Origin of the sequence: Moritella sp. (assembly GCF_013215705.1) — a bacterium.
GTDB lineage: Bacteria > Pseudomonadota > Gammaproteobacteria > Enterobacterales > Moritellaceae > Moritella.
Window position 1 is genome coordinate 80,649 of the sequence record NZ_JABSQR010000019.1, and the last position, 25,606, is coordinate 106,254.

The 25,606-nt window shown below is 41.1% G+C and carries 16 protein-coding genes and 2 rRNA genes; 5 read left to right on the forward strand and 13 right to left on the reverse strand.

Going from position 1 to position 25,606, the window contains the following annotated elements:
• Position 1: 1 nt before the first annotated feature.
• Both HRT96_RS13850 and HRT96_RS13855 read right to left on the reverse strand, forming a co-directional pair.
• Positions 2-2,773, reverse strand: coding sequence for an endo alpha-1,4 polygalactosaminidase (locus HRT96_RS13850; protein ID WP_293157756.1), 2,772 nt, complete (start codon positions 2,771-2,773; stop codon positions 2-4).
• A gap of 401 nt (positions 2,774-3,174) precedes the next feature.
• The gene (locus tag HRT96_RS13855; protein ID WP_293157759.1) at positions 3,175-3,645 is read right to left on the reverse strand and encodes a hypothetical protein; all 471 of its coding nucleotides are present in this window, start codon (positions 3,643-3,645) and stop codon (positions 3,175-3,177) included.
• A 97-nt stretch (positions 3,646-3,742) separates the two neighbouring features.
• Between HRT96_RS13855 and HRT96_RS13860 the strand changes: the two genes are divergently transcribed.
• Positions 3,743-4,573: an NAD(P)H-binding protein gene (locus tag HRT96_RS13860; protein ID WP_293157762.1), complete on the forward strand. Its 831-nt coding sequence runs from the start codon at positions 3,743-3,745 to the stop codon at positions 4,571-4,573.
• Here the strand turns inward: HRT96_RS13860 and HRT96_RS13865 are convergent.
• Positions 4,554-4,919: a nitrous oxide-stimulated promoter family protein gene (locus HRT96_RS13865; protein WP_293157765.1), complete on the reverse strand. Its 366-nt coding sequence runs from the start codon at positions 4,917-4,919 to the stop codon at positions 4,554-4,556. The two genes, HRT96_RS13860 and HRT96_RS13865, sit on opposite strands and share 20 nt — an antisense overlap.
• 215 nt (positions 4,920-5,134) lie before the next feature.
• Positions 5,135-7,174, reverse strand: a complete 2,040-nt coding sequence (locus HRT96_RS13870) for a protein-disulfide reductase DsbD domain-containing protein (protein ID WP_293157768.1) — start codon at positions 7,172-7,174, stop codon at positions 5,135-5,137.
• A 215-nt stretch (positions 7,175-7,389) separates the two neighbouring features.
• On the opposite strand from HRT96_RS13870, the gene HRT96_RS13875 reads away from it, so the two are divergent.
• On the forward strand, positions 7,390-7,779 hold the full coding sequence (locus HRT96_RS13875; RefSeq protein ID WP_293157771.1) for a SirB2 family protein: 390 nt from the start codon (positions 7,390-7,392) through the stop codon (positions 7,777-7,779).
• Positions 7,780-7,788: 9 nt separating this feature from the next.
• On the forward strand, positions 7,789-8,298 hold the full coding sequence (locus tag HRT96_RS13880; protein WP_293157774.1) for a tellurite resistance protein: 510 nt from the start codon (positions 7,789-7,791) through the stop codon (positions 8,296-8,298).
• A gap of 60 nt (positions 8,299-8,358) precedes the next feature.
• Here the strand turns inward: HRT96_RS13880 and rplY are convergent, their stop codons facing one another.
• Positions 8,359-8,646, reverse strand: a complete 288-nt coding sequence (gene rplY / locus HRT96_RS13885; RefSeq protein WP_006032712.1) for a 50S ribosomal protein L25 — start codon at positions 8,644-8,646, stop codon at positions 8,359-8,361.
• A 517-nt stretch (positions 8,647-9,163) separates the two neighbouring features.
• On the opposite strand from rplY, the gene HRT96_RS13890 reads away from it, so the two are divergent.
• Positions 9,164-10,852: a DUF342 domain-containing protein gene (locus HRT96_RS13890; RefSeq protein WP_293157778.1), complete on the forward strand. Its 1,689-nt coding sequence runs from the start codon at positions 9,164-9,166 to the stop codon at positions 10,850-10,852.
• 99 nt (positions 10,853-10,951) lie between these two features.
• Here the strand turns inward: HRT96_RS13890 and HRT96_RS13895 are convergent, their stop codons facing one another.
• Together HRT96_RS13895 and asnC are read right to left on the reverse strand one after the other, a co-directional pair.
• Positions 10,952-12,187: a cystathionine gamma-synthase family protein gene (locus HRT96_RS13895; protein ID WP_293157781.1), complete on the reverse strand. Its 1,236-nt coding sequence runs from the start codon at positions 12,185-12,187 to the stop codon at positions 10,952-10,954.
• A gap of 97 nt (positions 12,188-12,284) precedes the next feature.
• Positions 12,285-12,746: a transcriptional regulator AsnC gene (gene asnC / locus HRT96_RS13900; protein WP_006032709.1), complete on the reverse strand. Its 462-nt coding sequence runs from the start codon at positions 12,744-12,746 to the stop codon at positions 12,285-12,287.
• A 271-nt stretch (positions 12,747-13,017) separates the two neighbouring features.
• Between asnC and miaA the strand changes: the two genes are divergently transcribed.
• Positions 13,018-13,941 (forward strand): tRNA (adenosine(37)-N6)-dimethylallyltransferase MiaA, encoded by a 924-nt coding sequence (gene miaA, locus HRT96_RS13905; protein ID WP_293157784.1) that lies wholly within the window; start codon positions 13,018-13,020, stop codon positions 13,939-13,941.
• Positions 13,942-14,037: 96 nt separating this feature from the next.
• Here the strand turns inward: miaA and HRT96_RS13910 are convergent, their stop codons facing one another.
• The 6 genes from HRT96_RS13910 to HRT96_RS13935 form a co-directional block, all read right to left on the reverse strand.
• Positions 14,038-15,273: a dicarboxylate/amino acid:cation symporter gene (locus tag HRT96_RS13910; RefSeq protein WP_293157787.1), complete on the reverse strand. Its 1,236-nt coding sequence runs from the start codon at positions 15,271-15,273 to the stop codon at positions 14,038-14,040.
• Between the two features lie 187 nt (positions 15,274-15,460).
• Positions 15,461-17,488, reverse strand: a complete 2,028-nt coding sequence (recD, locus tag HRT96_RS13915) for an exodeoxyribonuclease V subunit alpha (protein WP_293157790.1) — start codon at positions 17,486-17,488, stop codon at positions 15,461-15,463.
• Positions 17,485-21,057 carry an exodeoxyribonuclease V subunit beta gene (recB, locus tag HRT96_RS13920; protein WP_293157793.1) on the reverse strand — a complete coding sequence of 1,191 codons (3,573 nt, stop codon included), beginning with the start codon at positions 21,055-21,057 and terminating at the stop codon, positions 17,485-17,487. Before recB ends, recD begins: the two co-directional genes overlap by 4 nt.
• On the reverse strand, positions 21,057-24,449 hold the full coding sequence (recC, locus tag HRT96_RS13925) for an exodeoxyribonuclease V subunit gamma (RefSeq protein WP_293157796.1): 3,393 nt from the start codon (positions 24,447-24,449) through the stop codon (positions 21,057-21,059). Before recC ends, recB begins: the two co-directional genes overlap by 1 nt.
• Before the next feature lie 346 nt (positions 24,450-24,795).
• Positions 24,796-24,911, reverse strand: a 5S ribosomal RNA gene (rrf, locus tag HRT96_RS13930).
• A gap of 138 nt (positions 24,912-25,049) precedes the next feature.
• Positions 25,050-25,606, reverse strand: a 23S ribosomal RNA gene (locus HRT96_RS13935); the annotation flags it as partial.

Consider the following 25,606-nt stretch of genomic DNA (forward strand, 5'->3'; position numbering starts at 1 on the left):
CTTATTTACAATATATTGAGCCAGAGAATTGCCCTGACTGTGACGATTTTAAAACCAATGTTTTATCCGCCAATCGTGATAATTTTAATGGTTTATTCACCTGAACGGTACAGTGGCTGGCATTGGCAATTTCCAACTGGAATGGTACATAACTGTGAAATCCCCAGTTAATATTATTACCGTTTTCAACCCATTTAGTCAGTATCCCGTTGGCGCTGGATAATCGTACTTTTTGATGATTTTTGTCTGAAAGTGTCAGCAGTGTTCGAGGTGAGATTAAGGTAATGTATTTACCATCAGGTCCATTATTCCAACCTGCTATATTGCTCTGTTTTATAACCGGAAAACCGAGTTCATTAGCTAATCTAATACTCCGTATACCGGTGGAGTTCACCAACCAACGACCGTCTAAGGTTTTCGCTAAACTGGTTTCATACAGTTGTCTTGCTCTTGCAGAATACTCACTGATATATAAAGGGTTCACTTTTTGGGCCAGCGCCCAATCATAAACGTTAATCAGGCTATTTAATGACGCAGGGTAAGCGCCTGAATACATATGATAATAAATACTAATGGATTTTAAGCGACGTGGATGACCTAACAAATAAAACGTTTCAATTGTTCTCTCGTAACCATCATGGTTTTCACTCCATAAATTGGTATACAAATTTTCATTTAATACCGGCGCATAAACTTGCACACTAGAAGGATACCAAACGATCGTGGGAGACACGTTTGACCAATCATGATCACCGACCACTGCAAAGGTATTGCCGCCGTTTAAATTAAATAATCCCGCATTATCAGCCATAGCGAGTGTCGCTTCATCAGGGTCTGCTTTCCCTGACCATAAGATAACGTTCACTTTTTTGCCTTTGGGGGCTAGCGTCTCCCTAATGTAACGAATTGAACCCAGTACTTCTTGTTCATAATCAAGCTCGTAATTTGGGATCGGTAAATGTTCACCGTATTTTTTAGTGACCACTTTATGACTGTTATCCCAAAAAAATGGATGACTAAAGGTATGTGACGCAATTTCGATGTGTGGTAATTTAAAAATATCTCGGGCTATTGCTTCGAGTTTCGGGCTTTGTTTTGGATGTAAGCCACGCATGCCAACTTCCCCTTCAATTACCGACACGGTTTGCGGAAAGGTATAAGGCTTAAACACATGATCACGCAATACTTCGGCGGTATAAGGGTTACCCGGAAACCAACCTTTAGATAAAAAACCATCGCCATCAACATGGCTGGTTAAAATCCGCAGACCCGATTCGGTCGTTACATCTGGCGCAGGAATAACAGGTAATTTCAGCGTTAATTTAAGTAGCTTAAAAGGATCAAGCAGCCACTTTTCTTTATGGTTAGCTAAGTTAGATACCGGTAATGGTGCCATAATCGCCCCACCCCAGTCGGCACTGAAAAATAAGGTCGATGTGTTATTATGCGCATCCGCAACCGTCACATACTGCTTCAATCCATCACTCTCGACTTGCCAGCGAGGATGCGAGTCAAACTCACTGAACAACAGAGGATAACGATCTTCAAGCCATTTTTTGCCCTTGGTAATCCTTATTTCACCCTCAAGCTGCCCGTTTAAACGTATGCCTAATTTAGCCAGTAATGCTTTATCCGTTGGTAATGAACTGATAAATAAGATTGGCCAACGATATAATTCTTGCATTAACCACTGCGATAGTTTGGGATATTGAGTATAGACAGCTTGATCTAACCAAATAACGGCACCGGCATATTTACTGGTATCAACATGACTAAAATCAAGTATATTAATATCTTTACAGTCAAGCACATAACCTTGATATTCAATTGGCATCGACACTAAACGATGACAATATGAATCAACTTTACGTTCGTTTTTCCCATTATATAAACCAAATATCCGCTTAGGTATAGGTTCAATCGTACTAACCCCAAACTCATACAATAATCCATCACTGACATAAGGTGTGTAGCCAGCACGAATCAATCGCTTCGCAAGTTTAATTTGTGCTTTACGTGAACGCGTCGGTAAATAATCAATAACGATGGCTTCAATGCCTTGCGCTTTAACCGCATCGAGTTGGTCTTGTAACCAGCGACTGTCACTCTCCTCGACAGGATGATATATACCTTTTATCGGGTCATAACTCTGCCACAATGATTCTGCTGCAACCGCTTCAATCGGTTTTTCAAGTTGCGGTACAATGGCAAAACCACGATTAAGGATCAGCTTAGGTTGCGGCGTTAACTGCTGAAAACGTCGAACAATATTAATTAAGGCATCTTGCTGTTCTTGCTGCGCAACACCCTGCGCAAATAACATGTAGCTATCGAGTGTATCTAAAAATAAGCCATCAAAACCTTTATCTAAATACACTTGTGCTTGCTGGAGTAAATGGGATTGCCAAATGGGGTCGGTGAGGTCCATGGCGTAACTCTGCCAGGTGGTATTTTCAGTCATGGCTGCATTGCGTAATGATGCGGGCAATTGAGCATTGGCAAATTCACCAACGCTGATATAAGCAAATACCCTCGTTTGTGCAAGATGCAGGGTTTTAAGTTGTTTTTCGCTGATAAGAACAGGGTTAACCACGACACGGTCATAGCTCATCAGCTCACGAACAGAATCAATGGCATTGTAGTAAAAAACGATAGATTTAGGTTGTTCAACGGCGTTAGAAAATGTGACTACATCTGCAAGTGAATTAGCGTGAGCATTTGCGCTTAAAAAACACCATATAATAAATGGTTTTATATACCTTATTAATCGCATAGATAACCTTAATTGTAACAAATACACAAGTTCACAATTCGCTGCAAATACCGCTCAGACAGATAATGATGTGGTTAAATTGTGTTTTTTGATGTTATATTTCGGTTATCCATGACCAAAAAGCATATTTGATTAAATGATAGATGCAAATTTTATATCTGCCAACGACGCAGAAACAAAATCAGTCAATTCTATAAATATGTACTTTTAAGCGCTTGAATTACTTATTTGGAGAAGGTTAAAAAAAATATATAAATATTGGACGGCGCTGAGATAACGAGGCAGGAGGTATCAATGTGCGCCTTTATTTTTACGACACGCAACATTTATACCCAAGCTACTGCAAGATGCTAGCCTCCCGTAGGGCAAACCGAATGAAGATAGCTTGGGTCTATATTTACTTACACGATTGCGCGGCCTAAATATTCAACTAAGGCTTCAGAAAGGTTTAACCATTCATCTTCAGGCACATATGCACTTGGATCATCTTCATCATAGTCACCAAATTCTTCCCAATACACTTCACGTACTGCACACGCAAAGTCATTGTTTAATTCAGCCATCTCGGCAATGCTACCAAACCAAATAATATGGCGTAAATCAACCGTTAACTCATTCACGTTTTCGATCCATTCCGCATCTGAGTACGCTTGCTGTTGCAGTACTTTAAAGCGCTGTTTCGCAGCATGAACTAACGCGCCATCCATTTCGCCGGTGTCGGCCAAAATAGCCAGATACTCATCATAAATAAACTCAATGGCCTGTGCACGGCTATTACACCAGTGTAGCTTAGTGCCTCTGCTGCCTAATACGGATGCATTGTAAGAATCATCAATATGCACGATAGCCCAGCTATCTGTAGATCTACTCATGGTTTTCTCTTTAGTTTATGTAACGACAGATTATCAATCGCTATTATAACCAAAAATCGTTACGCTTGTATCTAACTAGATAATACAGGCAACGGATATGAGCACAAATAAACAACCGAAGATTGCAATCATAGGCGCGGGCTGGTTAGGTAAACCGCTAGCACGACAGTTATTATCGCAAGACTATCCGCTTACAGTCAGTTGTAGCCATACAGAAAAAGCAGCAAGTTTAGTTGTTCAAGGTATCCCAGCAGTAAGCGCCACCCTTAGCGATGAACCACAAGGGGATTGGGCAAGCTTGTTAAGTAATAAGGATATTGCCATTTGTCTACTACCAGCCAGTAGAGGTAATCATGCCAGCGCCCCATTAGCGGTACAAATAGAGCAGTTGTTAGCACTACTCAAAGAATACCAAGTGGGAAAATTAATCTTTATTAGCTCCACCAGCATTTACCACAAAACAGACCAAGCATTGACCGAAACATCCCCCTTAAATTCAAGCAGTACTGTGTATGCGGCAGAACAGTTAATTCAGCAACAACAAAATATTGATTGCACCATTATCCGCTTTGCAGGGCTTATTAGCGAAGATAGAAATCCAACGCGAAGTTTATCGAAAAAGAGCACCGACGGACATATCTTTGACGCGGGAGAATCGCCAGTAAACCTGATTCATAAACATGATGCAGTTGGGGTCATTGAGCAAGTGATCAAACAACAATGTTGGGGAGAAGTATTCAATGCCTGTTGCGATCACCATGCCAGCAGACAAGATTTCTATCAGCAAGCGGCCAAACAACTCGGTATTACCATGCCCAGCTTTACCGCCGAGAACAGCAAACCACATTGCATCATTGCCAACGAGAAGTTAAAGCAACGATTAAACTACCAATTTAGCCACCCGTCAGCTACAGATTTAGTAACTTAGGCTTTGGCATTTGGCTTGGTTTGAGACTATCAAAACAATATAACGACATGAGAATAGGATGACGAAACCAAATGCGCAGGCGACCCCAACGAGAAATAGTCTTTACTTGTTTGGTGACAACAGGGGTATAACATACAGCAGTGCAGGTTGCACAGGTGGGTTTTTCTATACCACTTTCACAAAATGCCAGTTTACGCGCAGTCATTTGTTGTAAACGTTCGCACTCACGACACACTTTACCTTGGTAAACATGATGCTGTTTACAGTACATAGTGATCATTGCATTTTGCAGGCGCATTTCACGGTTTAAACGTGGCTGCGCTAAAGTTTCAGTAACTGTTTTCATCGTATATCTATTTTATTTTTCGCCAATCTAACGATTTAATACATTCGTTAATCACTTGGTTCAACAATAAAATGAGTCTTGTATAAATTCAGAAGAGCGCAATTAGAACAGCAAAATAATCGAACTGCAAGACAAAAAACCATGCGTTTAGTTTGCATTCGTTTTTTGCCCTGCCCCAATTTTTAATGCCGTAATAACACAACAATATGTCTGAATTACTGTCCAGCCTGTACCAATGCGATAGTGACGGCATCTTTGGTTAATAACTCCGGTAACAACTTCCCTTGTGGTAATGCCGGACCAAACACCTGATTAAATGGAATTGCATAACGACCATGGCGTTTTAAATACGCTTCAATTTGACTATCCGGTTTAGTCCAATCTCCTTTCATCGCCACCACGTTATCCGCATTTAAACGGGCGATAATATCACTACGTTGCAGCACTGCACGTTCATTCACCACACAGGTAATACACCAATCTGCGGTAATATCGATAAACACGGTTTTTCCTTCCGCTACATATCCCGCAATTTTTTCTGGCTCAAATACCTGCCAATGAATTTCTGATCCAGACTGAATATCATTACGCTGTAATAACGTCTCTGATTCAGGCGACCAAATAATGGTATTCGCCAACAGCAGATATAGTGCCAATGTCGTGACCAGTGATTTAGGCCCAGGTTTCACGATCAAGAGTATCACCATGGCACAAATAATGATGCTAAAAACAACCCACAACATCATGCTTAGATGTGCTTGCAGTAGCCAAATCAGCCACACTAACGTAGCGCACAATAAGGCCGCTAAAAACTGACGAAAGCGCACCATCCACAGACCCGGCTTTGGCATCACGTTCACGCTATTTGGCCACATCGCGATAAGTAAATATGGCAGAGATAAACCCAAGGCTAAACCACTAAATATCACCATAATCTGCCAGCTTGAACCAGCTAAGGCAAAGGCAACCGCGGTACCTAAAAAAGGCGCAGAGCAAGGCGTTGCTAATAACACCGCAAAGATACCTTGATAAAAATGCCCCTTATTAGAGCCAGACAACCTATCCATTAAACTTTGTGGTAACTGCACATCAAATTTATCCAATAGATTTAATGCAAATAACAGTAATACCGGGATCATGATCAATAAAAATGTGGCCGACTGGAATTGCACTCCCCAACCAAAACCAATACCAAAGTACTTTAAGCCTATAAAGAGTAATGCCAGTAACCAAAACGCCACAAAAATACCAGCAGCGCTTAATAAAAAGTTAACCCGTCGTTGCGCACTCGATTCACTGACCGATTCGACCACACCTAATAATTTAATCGACAATACCGGTAATACACACGGCATTAAATTAAGAATCAAACCACCAACAACCGCCAGCAGCAACATGTATATCCAACTTGGTAAGGTTTGTTCAATCACGGTGGGTTTAATGGTATCTGTAAATGTAATGCCCCCGTGTGCATTGGTTAGCGTCACTTTTAACGCTTGTTGAGGATCTAAACGAGCAGGCGTGCCCGCCATGTCTTCAACCCGTATAATTAACCGCGTCACCCCATCTTGCTGGCTTATTTGCGGCTGACTAAATAAAGTAAAATCCACCCCTTCAACGAAACCATCAAGCACTGGCGTGGTTAGCCCTGCCACTTCAATTAATAATTGCGATGATGCACTGTCCCAGCCAAACTGCTGGATAGAGGCCGACGTAGCACTAATATCCACCGGGACATTGGCGACGTAAGGCTGTAGCTGCGCACTTGAGGCTTTATCAATACTGCTTGCGGTCGCGGGGAGATTTAAGACCAGATCCACTTGCGCACGAATGCACACTTCACGACACACTAACATGGTAGTTTTAGCTTGTAACGCTAACGCTTTACTGGGATCAATAATACTCACTTGCAGAGGATAAATAACTTCGTGTTTGTAACCATACGTCTCAACGTCATACACCATCATGCGCTGCGGTACCGGCCATAACCATTCAACACCCGCTAAATTTTCAGATCCTTGCCAGTCAATACTCGGGGGAGCCCCGGCTAGCCCAGGTGAACTCCAATAGGTTTTCCACTCATCATCTAAGGTTATTTTTAAGCCCATAGACAATATCGTGGCACCATTAACGCCGTTCGCCGTGGATAATAACTGCGCACTAGCCACTGTCGCCGCAGGATCAAACGCAGTTGCACTTTGCTCGGCATAAACGAAAGAAGAAAGTAATAGGCAGATTAAAATATAAAATCGCATTCAATAAGTTCCCAATTTTGACACTACACCTATCTTAAGTCAGCAGCCTTAAGATATAAAATTAAAAATGTATGTATACCTCATTCATTATCTAACCCCGCCATAATTAGATATACTTCTCGCGAAGACGTCACTAACACGCGTATTAAGGTGGATACTAAATCCCCCCCCCTTAATCGATTTAATCACATTACTTTTTACAATGGGCAATTAAAATGGATTACGCATTTGTTAAACACATGCACATGGGCATGGCTTACCTTAGTATCACTTTCTTTATTTTTCGTTCAATTTTGTCGGTCACAGAATCTGCATTATTACAGCATAAGGTAATCAAAATATTACCGCACATCATTGATACGCTAGTTATTTTATTAGCGGGTCACTTAATGATGACAATCCAACAATATCCGTTTGCTGATGCTTGGTTAACCGCAAAGTTAATCGCCCTTATCGCTTATATTATAGTGGGAACCATTGCCATTAAACGCGGTAAGACAGCTATCATACGTTTATGGGCAAGTGTAGCTGCGATAGCAATTTTTGCTTATATTCTGGGTGTCGCAAAAAGTCATGATGTGATGTCGTGGTTAGCACTCGCTTAAGGGGTTTATATGACAGCATCGGCACTATTACAACAATACAGCACCTTGTTCCAGCCGTCAGGTAAACCGGTATTGGATTTAGCCTGTGGCGCCGGTCGCAATGGTTTGTACCTGCATCAACAGCAGATACCGACTATTTTTTCCGATCAAAACCAGACTGCATTAACCAGTATAGCGGCTGTATCGGGTGTGAGTACCGAGCAATGCTGGCAAATTGACTTTGAAAATGGTGAACAACAATTACCCGCTAATCACTATCAAGGTATAGTGGTGTTTCGATATTTACATCGACCACTCATTGACGCTATCAAGCAAGCGGTATGTTCTGGTGGTATCGTGATCTATGAAACGTTCACTGTCGAAAACAGACAATTTGGTCGACCTAATCGTGATGCATTTCTATTACAGTTGGGGGAATTAAAAGCGATGTTCAGTGACTGGGAATGTTTGCATTATTTTGAAGGGATTGAACGAGATCCTGACCGCGCTATTGCACAGATAGTCTGTAAAAAACCATAAAAAAAGCGCCATGTCGAATCATCAACATGGCGCTCTTATCACAAGTATAACAATCCGATATTAAGCGCGGATGAAATCAATGTGTTGAACTTTTGGCTTGAACGCGTGGCGTTGCATAGCTTTAACTGTAACAGCCATTTCAGTACCGTCAACTACAAGCGTAATAACTGAAGAGAAGAACTCTTCGTTACGTTGTGCGTTGTTAACAACATCGTGCTCTAATTCGATAGAGATAGCTTCTTCGCCTTTACCGTAGATTACAGCAGGGAATTTGTTAGCGTGACGTAGGCGGCGGCTCGCACCTTTCCCAAGGTCTGAACGTACTTGTGCTTCAAAAGTGAAAGACATAATCTTTTCCTAATATAAGTAGTAATATTTAGATCTGGACTGAATCCAGATAAGTAAGCGTCTTTTAACTGCTGCCTGCGACCGGGCAACAACAGTATAATTAACGGGTGCGGATAATACCATGCCAGCCTTATCACAACAAGTAAATGCACATAACTAAAAGCATCAGGATTCATTGAGCATTGAAGAAAGAAGAAAGAGGAAAGAGTCGTTCTATAAACGCAAACATCGCATTTTACTATCTTGGCTCGCTATTTTTGTAAGTAAGTGATGAACAAGTATCAACTACATTATTCAGAAAACACATTATAATATATCAACCAACAGCTATAACCTTCGCCTTAACCAGAGTTAAAAACCAACGTATCACCACATGACAATACAATGAATCGATTTGTTAAAAAAGTCAGTTTAAGATCACTAAACCGAGTATTTCAATACGTTAATACTACTTTTGGCTGAGTTTATACTGCTATAATCGAGAAACGATTTCCCCCTAATAATTTTAGGAACTTGTATGCTGGACGCAGAATTAATTAGGTTAAGCGAAGACCATAATCAAGTCGAAATTCGTCTGGTCCCAAATACACACGCGCCACTAACAGTTCCGAATTTACTTGGCTTACTCCATGTTGAGCCTTTCAATCAATTATCCCCTATTCTTGCGAATCTTGAAGAAGCCGTCGCCCAAATAAATAAACTAACGGGTAAATCCGCAGGTGCTGAAGAGTTTTTATTTATTTTAGCAGAGCGACATAACGGTAAGATTGAAATCTTACTGAACAAAGATAACATGCAAGCGGAAGTAAATTTAACCGCGGGCTGGGGCGATCATCAAATTGCACTTGCTGATATTTTAGATGAACTAAATAACAATAATATCCATATCGGTATTGATAAGCAAAAGATCACCGAACAACTAAAACAACTCTCAATACTCGCTCCCGGTGAACACGTTAAGATTATTGTTGCTGAAGGTCAGCTCCCTATTCATGGTAAAAATGCCGAATTAAAACGTCAAGTATCATTGGCCCGAGAACGTTTATTACAACCGAAAGTCAAAACGGATGGTAATGTTGATATGCGTAATCTGGGTGAAATAAACATGGTACAGGTGAACGATGTATTAATCGAAAAAATACCCGCTGATGATGGCACCAAAGGGTTTGATCTACTCGGTAAAGAACTGTTACCAAAATCAGGTAAAGACACCAAGCTACAAGCGGGTCCAGGCACCTGTATCGACCCTAACAATCCATTAAGATTACTTGCCACCATGACAGGTCAAGCAGTCGAGGTCAGGGACGTATTGCAAATTGATGATATGCTGACAATTAAAAATGTTGATGTCGGCACAGGTCATATTGAGTTTAAAGGCAGCATCCTGATCACAGGTAACGTTGATGCCGAAATGATCGTTAAAAGTAGTGGTGATATCACCGTGATGGGATTTGTTGATTCCGCAACCCTAGAAGCCAAAGGCGATATTATTGTCAACAAAGGTATTTTAGGACGGCAATTAACCAATAAAAATAACAATTACAATCATCAACTCGCTACCAAAATTAGTGCTCAAGGGCAAATACGCGCTCAATTCGTACAATACTCAGAACTAACCGCGACCGGGGACATCACCATCACCAAGCAGTTACTGCACAGTGTTACCCATACTAAAGGGAAACTTACCGTAAGCGATGGTTTTAACCGCCATGGTGATATCGTGGGCGGCACTGTTAATGCAAATAATGGTATTAACGTGGTCAGCATTGGCGCCACATCAGGTACAAAAACTGAAATTTTTTGCGCAATGCAAGAAGACAAGGTCCGGGTTCAAGTACAAGACCGGAGCGAAAAATTAAAGACCTTAGTTGAACAAGACAACTCACTGTGGATTAAGATTAATAATCTACCACCCAAAGAACAATGGAAACACGATCACGGTGTCGTTACTAAAATAAAAGAAATGTTGTATGAAAAAAATAGATTCAACCAGCAACGCTTTGATGATGAGGTGGAGTTACAGCAGTTGCAACTTGAGCTAGAGCAATACTACCAAGAACATCACATTAACGTCGGGAAATGTATTTTTGATAATGTAACCTTACATATCGGCTCAGCAACAACAATAACTCAGCGTGAATACGGTCCTTGTCGAGTGATCCATAAAGATAAGCAAATTGACTTTGATTATAGCAAGTACGACTAGGTAACGATAAATAATTCATATCAATTAATACCATCATAAACAAAAAGGCCTAAGTGATCACTTAGGCCTTTCTTTCAATATAGTTCAAACTTAACAGATTTAAAGACTGGCTAATGCTTGAGTAAAATCAGCCAGTAAATCATCGGTATCTTCAATACCAATCGAACAACGGATCATGCTTTCACTGATACCCGACTCTTGACGTGCCGCGAGACCGATTTCATGGAAAATAGTCGGTGCGACAGGCAGTGCTAAGCTACGGTTATCACCTAAATGCGTGGCACTAATCACCAATTTCAATTCATTCAAAAATTGGCAGCAATCCAAGCCTTCTTTCAAATCTAAGCTTAACATAGCCCCTGATGCAGAAAATAATGATTTAGCACGGACATATTCAGGATGCGATTCTAAACCTGGATAATAAACACGTTCAACTTTTGGATGATTCTCTAACATTAATGCTAAAGCCAGTGCCGAACTTGACGATTGTTTTATACGCAGCGCCATTGTTTCTGAGCCTAGCGCTAATTGGCCAGCCGCTTCAGAACTAAGGCAGGCGCCCATGTCACGCAGACCTTTCTTCTTCATTTGCGTATAACCCCACATAGCCGGATCACCTTTACGGTACGCTTCGAAGATATTTGGATATTGTGACCAATCAAATAACCCAGTATCAGTGACAGAACCACCGATAACATTACCGTGACCACCAAAGTACTTGGATAGTGACGTCACAATAAGATGACATTTCACCGCTTTAGGCTGGAATAAATAGGCTGATGTTAAGGTATTATCAACAACATATAGTAAACCTTTGGCATCACATAACTCGCCGATTTCGGCTAAGTCACAAACTTGGGTCGCCGGATTAGCAATTGTTTCTACAAACACCATTTTGGTATTGGCTTGGCAAGCTGCAGCAACGTTAGCCACATCTGTCGCATCAACAAGTGTCACTTCAATGCCAAAACTTTTTAAGGTACCAAATACACTTGAGGTATTACCAAATAAGAAACGGCTGGCAACAATATGATCGCCACCTTTTAATAAAGTCAAAAATACCGCGACAATCGCCGCCATACCAGAGCTAAAACATAATGATGCTTTACCCTGCTCCATTTCGCAGATCATGTTTTGTAACATATCAATCGTTGGCGTCGCTTGACGAGCATAGGCTTGGCCAGCTTGGCGGCCTTGGAAGATATCGATAAGATCGTGAATGTCATCATAACCGTAAGTTGCAGAGTTATAAATGGGTGCATGAATAGCCCCAAACTCTAAATTTTGGTTGTGATCATGATGAACTAAATGAGTCGTGAATCCCTGCTCTTTCATTGTTATTCCTTCATACAACAAATTGACGTTAACCTCATTATTGATCAGGATGAGGTTAACTTATAGCATTTATGTCATTTATAATTAGCGGTGAAGGTTATGGGTGAACACCACGACTAATTGGGTTTTGTAATGAGATCAATGTTTCGGTCGATTGTACTTCTTCAATCTGTTGAATTTTATCAATCAGTACTTTTTGTAGTTCATCAATCGAGCGCGTCATCAACTTAACAAAAATATTGTAATTACCCGTTGTGTAATACGCTTCAACAACTTCATCTAACGCTTTTAATTGCGCCAACGCAGAAGGGTAATCCTTTGCGCTTTTTAGATTAATACCAATAAAACAACACACGTCGTAACCAAGCTTTTTCGGGCAAACTTCAACTTTAGTGCCAAGAATCACACCTGTTGTTTTCATTTTTTCGACACGAACATGAATAGTACCCGCACTTACGTTAAACTTTTTCGCCAGTTCAGCATAAGGTACACGCGCGTTAACCATGAGTGCATTAAGGATTTTTTTATCTAATTCATCAAGATTAGCATTAAGCGACATTACAACTTTTCCGATCATAAGTAACAATTCAAGAAGTCGATTATAACGCTAAAACCCTAATCATCTAGCGTATAATTTGAATAATCTTGAAAAAATACCACCTTTTTGACTGCATAACTGAGATTTATCCAATATTCCATTAATTAACCTTTGAATTTCATCTAAATTAAAATAAGTTTCACGACAAAGTGAAAAAGACTATTGGTCACATAGCAAGCTTGAGTTACCATTTCGGCCTGCACACAGCACAATTTTTCATTCAGGTAATTTAATGTCTCAACAACAATACAATCTTATCGTCGTACTCGGCGCGACCGCATCGGGGAAAACACGTTTAGGTGTCGATCTGGCGAAACAATTAAACGGGGAAGTGATCTCGGGTGATTCTCGACAGGTATATACTGGTTTAGATATTGGATCAGGCAAAGACTTAGCTGAATATGGCGAGATACCTTATCATTTAATTGATATTATCGAACCCGGTAAAGAATATAACGCCTTTCAATTTCAACGCGATTTCTTCAAGGTATTTAAAGACATTAACCAACGCGGTAAATTACCCCTCCTTGTCGGCGGTACCGGCTTATACATAGATGCGGTGGTTGCTGGTTATGAATTTGTGCAAGTGGATAAAAACATTAGCCAGCGTGAACAGTTTGCCAACATGGCACTCGAAGCCGTACAACAAATCTTACTTGAGTTAGACAGCGATGCATATCAAGCAGCCGATATTACCGTACGACCACGCTTATACCGCGCCATTGAAATAGCCCAGCATGCAACATCGCTAACCACGCCTGCGGTTAAAACCCCTTTACCTGATATCAAACCGCTTTATTTTGGCATTAAATGGGAACGCAGTGTATTACGCCAACGTATTACCCTACGTTTAAAAGAGCGCTTAGAAAACGGCATGATAGAAGAAGTGAAAGGCTTGTTAGCGCAAGGTGTCACACATGAAAAACTAGAATATTTTGGCCTTGAATATCGCTTTGTCAGTCAGTATGTTGCGGGTAAGATTAGTTATGAAGACATGTTTGATAAACTCAATGTCGCGATCCATAAATACGCCAAACGCCAAGATACTTGGTTTAGAAGGATGGAACGTAACGGAGCTAAAATACATTGGTTGGATGGCACCAAAGATATCAATGAACAAGCTCAACATGTACTGAGTCAATTTAATCAAGTCTAACTAGATATTAACTATAAATTCCAAACATAAAAAAGCCACACCGAACGGGTGTGGCTTTTTATTTTATTCATTTGAATATGTAGTCCTAAATCTTTATTATTTAGTTACTTGATGTTCAGGGTTATATTTATCCATCACCACGGCACAAACCGCATCACCGGTAATATTCAATGCAGTACGCACCATGTCAAAGATACGGTCTAACGCGAATAATAGTGGTAAACCTTCGATTGGAATGCCCGCCGCCAATAATACTGCAACAACAAGGAAAGACGGTCCAGGAACACCCGCTTGACCAATCGCACCTAATGTCGATGTGAAGATAATCGCAGCATAAGCCGCCATCCCTAATTCAACATTAAACATTTGTGCAAAGAACACGGCGACTAGCCCGTAATAAATAGCATTACCACTCATGTTGATCGTCGCACCTAACGGCAATACAAACGATGCCGTTGAGTTAGCAATGTTCAATTCTTTTTCACATACTTCCAATGTCACTGGCAATGTCGCCATTGATGACGCTGTCGATAATGCTAACGCTTGTGGTTTCTTCATCGCAGACATGAATTTTAGTACTGGCGTATCAGAGAAGAATTTCACAACAAGTGGATAGAAAATAAAGCCATAGATAATAATCGCAGCAATATAAACAACAAATAGTTTCATTACCACAGCTAGCGCACTAAAACCAAACGTACCAACCGATTCCGCCATCAGACCAAATACACCAATTGGGGCAATAATCATCACGCAGTTAATCATCCACACGAATGCATCGATAATGGTATTTAAGCCATCCATAATTGGTTTGGCACGTTTACGTTCAACTTTCGTTAATGCAATACCAAAGAAGATACTGAATACTAAAATTTGGAGAATGTTACCACTGCTTAACGCACTAAATACGTTAGTTGGGATCATGCCAATAATAGTATCAAATACACCCGGCAGTGTACCCTGCTCAGCAGTTACGACGGCTAAACCTACACCATGTTGAGAAAAATCAACACCAGCGCCGGGTTCAAATACGGTACCCATGACTAACGCAAGTGCCACAGCAATCGCAGACGTCAACATGAAGAATACAAATGTACCCACACCGATTTTACCGGCAGAAGGACTATCACCTAGATTCGCCGCACCCGCAATAATCGATACTGCAACAAGTGGGATCACTAACATTTTGATCAGATTAATGAACAAGGCACCCAATGGCGCAAAAATGGCAGCGCCTTCACCCATAAAGGCACCAACCGCAGTACCGATAATCATAGCGACTACAACTTGAAATCCAATATTTTTAACTAGACTTTTTTTATCCTTAAGCAAAACACTCTCCTAACAAGGCTTTAAGCAATATATTATACGTTGACGAAAAAACGCGGCGAAGATAACACAGTAAGTTGACCATAAACGTGATCAAACGCTAACTTTTTAACTGTATACTTGCAATATCGATAACAAAGCACTGCCTTTTTAGGATAAATGATAATTAAGGGTCTAAATCTCAGATCCATCAATCTTGATTAAGTAATGCCATTAATCCACTCACCCGTTCCGTACGTAATTTAATCGCTTTTTTCAGTACCGTGACGTTGGTAAATATGTCTAGCTTCTCTTTTGCACGGGTAATACCGGTATAAACCAGCTCTCTGGTTAGCACCGGATTAAAGCGATTTGGTAGTATCATTACCGTATGTCTAAATTCAGAACCCTGCGATTTATGGATGGTCATCGCAAAGACCGTTTGATGTGGCGGCAATCTGCTTGGTAGAAAAGACTGCACATTACCATCCGCCATTTCAAAATAAACCCGCATACGATCATCGTCATCTTGCATGCAAATGCCAATGTCACCATTGTATAAACCGAGGCCATGGTCGTTATTGGTGATCATAATCGGTCTACCCGCATACCATTCAGACTGATGTTTACGGATCTTACGCGCCGACTGTAACGCCTTTTCGATACGCTGATTTAAACCATGTACACCAAAGTCACCCTCTCTGATCGCCGTTAGAATCTGAAAATCATTAAAACTACGTAATATCGATTTAGCTTCGTCATCGCTCGGTGATACCACCACCTTAGCAAGGTAATCTTGATAACCTTGCTTCGCCATTGTAATTAGCGCGTCGTAGGTTTCGGTAGACAACGGATGCAAGTGAATATCATCGTGCTGATTTTCCCAAACACGATCAAACTCATTCAGATCACCTCGATTCACCGCGCCAGCTAAACAGCCAATACCGGATTCCGCATCAAAACGATAACTCTTACGTAATAAACACAAACTGTCATAAATCGCGGTTGCATCAGAGGCCTGATATTGACTCAGTTCATAGTCAGTGATCTTCGACAGCCAGTTAATCTGCTCTACCGAATAACCGGATTCAGCATAGGCACAAATATCTGCCAATACCGACCCCGCTTCTACCGAGGCAAGCTGATCTTTATCGCCCAACAATATCAACCGCGCATGCGGTGGTAATGCCGCTAACAATTTTGCCATCAAGGGTAAGTCAACCATCGAGGCTTCATCAACCACCAATACATCAAGATGTAAGGGGTTTTCTTTATGATGGCGAAATGCTTGTCTATTCGGGATAACACCTAATAACCTATGTATCGTACCCGCTTGCTCGGGGATGAGATCCGCGACGCTAACGTGTAAATCGAGTTTACCTTTGGCACCCGCAATCGATTCAGTTAACCGTGCAGCTGCTTTACCAGTTGGCGCTACAAGTTTAATGGTTAACGCTTGTTGCGCTAATAATCCCTGTTCGATTAATAACGCTAATAACTTGGTTACTGTGGTGGTTTTACCTGTACCTGGCCCCCCTGAGATAACGGAAAAATGACGAGTAGCAGCAACGGCCACCGATAATTTTTGCCAATTTAAACAGTATGCTTCAGGTATTAAACTATCCAATGCATGTAACTCTTGGGCATTTTTAGCCGTGAGTAATACCTGCTCCACATCCTGCCAACTAATCCGGCCTTTCTTCACCACATCGAGATATTTCGCCACAAATGCTTGCGCACTAAAGTTCGCTTCTCGTTCTTTCGCTAAAATAGGAAATAGAAAACCATAATCACGCTTGAACAAACGATTTAGACTGGCGCTTAAATCCGGTTGCTGACTTTGTTTTGCTAAGTCTTTTAATTGCTGCGCTACTTGTAGCTCGTAAGCCCAGTAGCGCTGTAAATATAATTTATTGGCATCGTTCACAAACTGTAATGGTGCCGACTCACCAACCACCACCGAATTTGCTAATAATGTCGGCCAAGTAGTGCTACGACTCGGTACTTCAGCCAGTAATAGATGTGAACGGGTTACATTCAAATCAAATAACGCACTAGTGTCTATATTTTTTAAATCAATACAGACATGCCCTTTTCCCAGTTGATAACTGGTTAAGCAGGCTAATAAAATAATAGCGGGATCAGATTCATAATTACTGATAAAACGAGCAAACTGGTAATCCAATTGACGAATTTTATTTTCGTTGGCTAATTCTTTGAGACATTGAAGTACACTCATGATGCGAGTTCTCCTAAAAATAAATCATCTAACTGCATAACAAAATCAAGTGATGGTTTGGTGAAGAAGACGCCGTATTCAGCCGCAGTTTCGACTTGCATGCCACGTAAGAACAAATAATAAACGCCACCGAAATGTTGCTCATAGTTGTAATCTGAAATACGTGAACGTAAGAAACGGTGTAACGCTAAGGTATACAGTTGGTACTGCAGTTCATATCTATGCTCAATCATCACCTGATTAATCGCACCAAAGGTATAATCCGCTTGGCTGTCACCTAAATGATTGGATTTATAATCCAGTACGTAATAACGACCTTCATAGACGAATACCAGATCGATAAACCCTTTTAGCATGCCGCTCACTTGTTGAAAATCAAGTTCACCAGCCTGTTGAGAAAGTCCATCATGCTGCTTTATCAATGAATTTAAATCATCACAATTAAGTGATGAAATCGGCATAAAGAATTCCATCTCCACTTTTTTCTGGGTTGGCGTTAACTGACGTAAACTAAAGCCATCCTGCAATGGACAATCCAGTACTTGGTTAACCAGTTCAAGTAATACTGGCAACCAAGCTAAGTCATACCCTTCGCGCTCAAGCAGTTGTAATATTTGCTCGGTAAGTATGTCTTCGTCAACATTGGAAAAATCAATGTGCTCAAACACCGTATGTAATAAGGTACCGGCCGCAGCACCACGCGGGAAACTAAAAATATCCCAACTGGCTTCTTGTTCATCTTCTTTTTCGGTATCCACTTCGGCATCAAATCCCGGCAATTCCAGTGATGCGTCATAACTAGAATGACGATTACCATGGCTATGGCGAGATAGTGCAGAATAACTCGTTACCCACCAGTTTTTACTAATCGGATTGGTCATCGTCCTAGCTTGATAAACCACAGGTGGTGCAACGATGGGTTGATAAACATCAACCGCCGCTAACGGAGGAGACACTACATCAACACAAGTCTGCTGTTCGGCAAGTTTTTCGACACAGGCTTTAAATTCAGTATCTTTGCATTCTTCACCTTGCTGTAATAAATAGCCCATCGCATTTAAGTGCATTTTGTTATGAGAGTTACCCATTTTAACCGCACCTAAGCCTAGCCAAGTTGCATAAACACCCCGCGTTAATGCCACATATAACAGCCGTAGATCTTCAGCAAGACGCTCTTGATCAGCTTGTTCTTTCGCTGACTCTAACGCCTCTTCATCATCTAAATCAAGATGTACATAAGTATGACCATCCTGATGATAAAGTGGCGTTGACGCTTGTCTTGTCGCACAAATAAACGGCAGGAATACTAAGTTATATTCCAGTCCTTTTGATTTATGGATCGTCACTACTTGTACGAGATCGGCTTCACTTTCTAAACGAACCAGCTGCTCTTGTGCATCACTATTTGGGTTTTCAATTTTTTCACCAAACCAGCGGAACAAACTATACTCGCCATCTAATTCCAAACTCGCTTCTTGCAATAATTCGCCCAAATGCAGAACATCAGTCAAACGTCTATCACCGCCCAGTCCTGAGAGCATGATCGCGGCAATATTTTGCTGATTAAGTAATAATCTTAATGCTGGTAAAAATCCTTGCCACTGTAGGGTATTTTGATATTGCTTAAATTCTGCAACGGTTTGTTCCCAGACTTTTTCATCATTACTCAGCTGGTCTAACTCAATCGCTGGTTTCTCAAAAATAGCGGTCGCTAATGCCGCTCGCAATAAACCTTCATCTTCAGGATTCAAAATAGCAGCAAAAATATGATACAACTCGCGCGCTTCACGGGTTGCGAATACACTTTCACGATTCGACATATAAACACTAGGAATAGATAAAGCATCAAGCTGCTCACGCACTAATTTAGCTTCCGCTCCCGTTCGCACAAGGATAGCAATATCACCGGCTTTTACAGCCCTACCCGCTAATATCGCGTTACCTTGCTGCGCATCAGTTAATAATGTCGCAATCTGATTAGCCGTCGCTTTGGCATAGACTTGTTGATAGAGGCCCTTGGTCATATTTTTCTGACCTTCGTCTTCGTGTAACCAAAGTTGTAACGCTGCAGGTTCAACACCATTCAATAACAAAGGTTTACTTTTACCTTGCGACTCAACAGGCTGAAAACTAATACTGTCTTCATAAATGAAAGGTTTATTGGCATGCCCAAACACACGGTTTACCGCACTGACCATCGCAGTCGAAGAACGCCAATTTTTAGCTAAGGTGTAATGATCATCAACATTTTCACGGGCTTGCATATAGGTAAAAATATCTGCACCACGGAAACTATAAATAGCTTGTTTCGGATCACCAATCATAAATAAACCAGCACCATCTTGTTTACCGTAGATAGTATTAAAAATATCGTATTGTTGCTGATCGGTATCTTGGAATTCATCAATCATGGCAACCGGATATTGGCTGCGAATACATTCAGCTAAACTCGCAGCTTGATCGCCCACTAATGCTGCAGATAATCCCGACAACAGATCATCAAAAGATAATAGCTGTGATTGATTTTTGGTTTTCATCACACGCGCACGCACGTACTCAACAGCTCTCACAATAAAACAATCTTTAAGTGATAATGGCTGCTCTAATAAGACTTCAATATCGCAGAACACTGGATGCTCTGGCGATTGTTTGCCTTTTTTAGTTTTAGCGGTTAAAGCATGCTGGGCAAATTTAACGATACTATCAGGTAAGTCATTTTGCTTAGTTTCTGATTGCGACCAACTGAGCATTTCATTTAGCCACTTTGCCACGCTAGCAACACGATAACTATTGCCATTCAAGTTACCCGCTTGAATTAATTCACAGAGATCACTGGCATTGGTAAACCATGCGTCTTTGACCTGCTGAATCGATAAAATTAATTTATCGTAACTCTGCTCAATATCATCACTGCCGGTTTTAGCAATAAACTCGATATCGGTATTAGATAAGTACCCCGAAATATCGCGCAGCAGTGCTTGTGGTGAAGGCCAAAAGCTATGCACCATATCAATCATACCGTCTTTATAACGATAGAAATGACTACGCCAAAAATCAGCAATAGCATTAAATTTCAGCTGCGATTCATCAGTAATAAATTCACTTTCAAATAATGCCCCGGACTCAAATGCATTTTGCTTCAGCATACGCTGACAAAAACCATGAATGGTATAAATAGCCGCTTCATCCATCTGCCTTTCTGCAGCCAATAATGATTTAGCACAACGCGCATAATCCTGAGCGTGGGTATCAGCCAGTAACAGATTAATCACCGGATCATCACTATAGCCAATACTAAAGGCAATGCGTGCTTGATGAATACGAGCCCGAATACGATCGCGTAATTCAGCCGTTGCCGCTTCTGTAAATGTTACTACCAATATTTGGTCGACATTTAATGCTTCGATTTGACCTTCTTTGTTATAAGCATTATCGCCGCCATGACCCAATAATAACCGCAAATATAAACTGGCAATGGTAAACGTTTTACCTGTACCGGCAGATGCTTCGATCAAACGCTCACCATAGAGAGGAAACGTCATCGCATTAAGGATATTTACGTCAGCCATTATTCAACATCCTCTAGGTATTCAAATATTGGAAATAACACCGACTCTGAAGACGCTGACATTAATGTATATACCTCATCATTTAAACGTGGAAAACTACGTTGCAGATAATCATCCGCATTTTCACCCATGCGGTTATAACCACCTTCAAAATTCAATAACGCTTCCGATCTTAATTTATAATCATCCGGCGCTGCAGTTGTACATTTAGTTTTTGCCCAACCCCAGCCAGTTTTAGGGAATAACGCCAAAGGCTGGCAGCAGCCATCGTTATAAACCTCAAATAATTGAAATAGTAATTCTCTCGCCCGAGATTGCTCAATGACTCTAAGTCGTTGCACAACTGGTTTACCCGCCGTAAGGTGGACAAGCGTTGTCGCAACCGGGTTTTTAATACTAATACAGAAACATAAATGCTCCAGCCAAACTTGCAGGTAATCCTTACCGTTAAAACCACTCGGTTTATGTCGTACTAAACCACCGTTATATATTTGTTTTAACCAACCCACTAAACGCCCTGAAACCAAAGGGATATCGACTTCGAGATCATCATTACTGTTGGTTAATAACGGCATTAATACCTGAGCAAGTTGATTGACGGTGCTCACTTCTTTATCCAGCGAGATCTGCCCAAAACGACCAAGTGGTAAACGTCCAGAGGCAACCAAGCGTTCAGTCACCACACTAATGTCGCCACCCATCAATTCAGTTTCCAACAATTGCGCTTTAAGGTGATATTTTTCTAAGTTATCAACATCAAAAGGTTCGTCATCAAGCACATCGAGACTGGCCTGATTAAAATAAACTTTTAAACGGCGGTTAAAGAAGTACTTAGTCGGATGGCGATAAAAACGTAGTAGTTCAGCTAACTCTACCTCTTGCATATCATCATTGGGGATTAACGCAGGCAGCGGTTCCGTCATAAATTGTCTTAATTCTTCAGCGGGGGCAAGCGCAGGTAGCCACTCTTTGGCAAAAGAGGTCGGTGCTTCAGGATTAAAATAACGTGCATCAAATGGCTGTAAAGCATGCTGCTGAATGAGATGTATCAATAATTTTTTCGCGGATTCATCTGGCGACAAGCCCTCATCACCGGTAATACAAAAACTTTGCTGACAATACTGTAATAATTCAGTTATTAACACAGATGGCAGACGTTCACTCTTATCGCGAATACTACTGCCAATATAGCTGATATATAATTTACTTTGGGCTGAAATCAACGCTTCCAAAAATAAATAACGGTCATCATCACGGCGACTACGATCCCCCTGTTTATGATCGTTAGCCATTAAATCAAAACCCATTGGCGGAATTGAGCGTGGATAAACACCATCATTCATACCAAGCAAACAAATAACTTTAAACGGAATTGAACGCATCGGCATTAGGGTACAGAAGTTAATTTGACCCGCGAGAAATTTTTGACTAGCACCGGCTTGTGATAACGCATTATTTAAATAATCACGTAATACTAACGGAGTGATTTGTTTGTCATAACTGGCACTTTTTAATTGCTCATCTAAATGTGAAAAAGCATCTCGAATCATTTTTATTGATTGCTCATCATCCACATCAATTTTATAAAAACTATCTATCAGCGTATTACCTAACTTGATCCAGTCTGCTATCGGTTTCGGATCTTGTAATGACGTTAGACTATCTAATAATGCTTCAATAAAGTGAGCTAATTTACCGAGTAGTTCAGCTTCGATCCCCTGCACTTCTTGATAAGGCAATATGCCTTGATAAATATCATCACCACCATAAGCGTAACCCAGCAACATACGATGTAAGCCAAATAACCAAGTATTTTGTTTCATCCCCGGTAAATCAAAACGCGTTGCATCATCTTCATCTAAACCCCAGCGAATACCAGATTCATCAATCCATTGGCGTAATCGGTTAAACTCATCCGGCGTAATAGCAAAACGCGCCAGTACCGCCGGTACTTCTAATAACGACAATAATTCAGATACGTTACAACGCGATAAAGGTAGCGCCAGTAATTGTAAAAAACTGAGTAAAATAGGATTATCATACTGCGCGCCACTATCTGAGATAGAAAACGGAATATACCGTTCATCATAACGGTCCATCGCACCAAACACCGCTTGAATATAAGGACTGTAACCATTTACATCAGGCATCATGATAACCACATCTCGGGGATTAAGATCTGGATTTTCCGAAAACATAGTGAGCAAATTATTATGTAATACTTCTATTTCTCGCATTGGACTATGACAGCTGTGCAGTTCAAGTGAAGTGTCTGCAGGATTAATAGGGAGTTTATAACGACTATCGCGTGTATTGGCATCCTGTAGTGAAACATCAAACTCTGCCATACTGCGATCAGCCAAGTCTAAAATATCGCGCTGAATACTTGCAAGTAGTCCATCATCGGTCGGTTCCACAAAAACATCTAATTCCTGACAACCAAAACCCGTCAATAACGCTAAATTATCGCGACCCAATTTACCCATAGACGCGAGTAGTGGATTACCCACTTTAAATGCGTCATCTTCATCAAAGAGAGCGCGCACAGTTTGTTCATCATCAGCACTCACCTTATCACTCATACCAAGGGTTTCATTGTTATGATTAACCATAGTACGTTGCTTTAGCAGCCATTTAGGGTCTATCAGATCACCCCAGTACAAGCGACAAGGGTTCGATAACATAAAGTGTATTTCAGTATGCATACCAAGAGCACGCAGTGCATCTAAATAACGCGGTGGTAATGCCGATACACCAAATACAAATATCCGATCAGGTAGCAGCTTGGCATCAAAAGTAGAACTATTCAGACAAGCGATAAATTGATCATATAAGTTGGCACGGTGATAATGAGATTGACCCAGAGCTGCTGTTTTAGCCACTAATTCACGCCATAATAATGGCTGCCAAGGATGCGTATCGGCATGAATATTTTCACCAGCTTCCCATTTAGCTATCCAATCTGGTCGATACACTAAATATTGGTCAAATGTGTCGGATATTTTCTGGCAAAGTTGGAATAGACGGTAATCATCTTGATCATCCGCTAGATAATGCTTTAATGATTCGAACTCAGGTAGCACTAATAACTCAGGAAGGATTAACATTAACTTCCAAGACATAGCCTCTTTATTAAATGCACTCTTGTCGGGAATGTCAGGCAATACCTTTTGGAACATTTTCCAAATAAAAGAAGCAGGTAATGGGAAGGTAATATTAGCCGAGATGCCCATCGACTTTGCCAATTCCATCTTCACCCATTGCGCCATACCTGGACTTTGAACTAAAACTTGCTCTTCGACAAAAGGGTCGGCAAGTGGATCTTTCGCAATAAAGTGAGCCATTAGCTCTTTTAAAATATCTAATTGATTCGAATGATAAAGATTAAACACGGTAACTCCAGACTGATAACCTATTGGAATTGTGGAGCATACGAACTCAGTATGCAATGTAGAAAAAACGACATGTTGGTTTTTGCGACAGAAATATGAAAACCTACTCCTAGATGAAACTAAAAGCGCAGAGATTAACGGTCTTTATCATTTAAAAGGTAAACATTGCTAACCCCAAATACACAAAAACCAGCCGTAGGCTGGTTTTTTATTGTTGTAATTTTTTATGTTCAGCAGCTTAAGCTAGTGACCTTTAATTCAATCTCACAGTGATCACGCCACTGCCTTAAATTTCAGACACAAAAAAGCCGATATCATTGCTGATATCGGCTCTCTCTAATTTGGCGCTTGGCGATGCCCTACTCTCACATGGGGAAACCCCACACTACCATCGGCGTTATTACGTTTCACTACTGAGTTCGGAATGGAATCAGGTGGTACCGCAACACTATGGTCACCAAGCAAATCTGGTTTGCTTTCTATAAGAAACTTTCGTTTCTATTGTAAATCTGAAAAGCTATAAATAAAGAAGTCTTTAAAACATAAAGTATTCAATTCTATTCTTAAGTCGATATTTCAATTAATCATACTTTAATTTGTATGGTTAAGCCTCACGGGTAATTAGTACAAGTTAGCTCAATGCCTCACAGCACTTACACACCTTGCCTATCAACGTTGTAGTCTCCAACGGCCCTTCAGGGAGCTTAAAGCTCCAGTGAGAACTCATCTCGAGGCCTGCTTCCCGCTTAGATGCTTTCAGCGGTTATCAGTTCCGAACTTAGCTACCGGGCAATGCCATTGGCATGACAACCCGAACACCAGTGGTTCGTCCACTCCGGTCCTCTCGTACTAGGAGCAGCTCCTCTCAATTCTCAAACGCCCACGGCAGATAGGGACCGAACTGTCTCACGACGTTCTAAACCCAGCTCGCGTACCACTTTAAATGGCGAACAGCCATACCCTTGGGACCAACTTCAGCCCCAGGATGTGATGAGCCGACATCGAGGTGCCAAACACCGCCGTCGATATGAACTCTTGGGCGGTATCAGCCTGTTATCCCCGGAGTACCTTTTATCCGTTGAGCGATGGCCCTTCCATTCAGAACCACCGGATCACTAAGACCTACTTTCGTACCTGCTCGACGTGGCTGTCTCCCA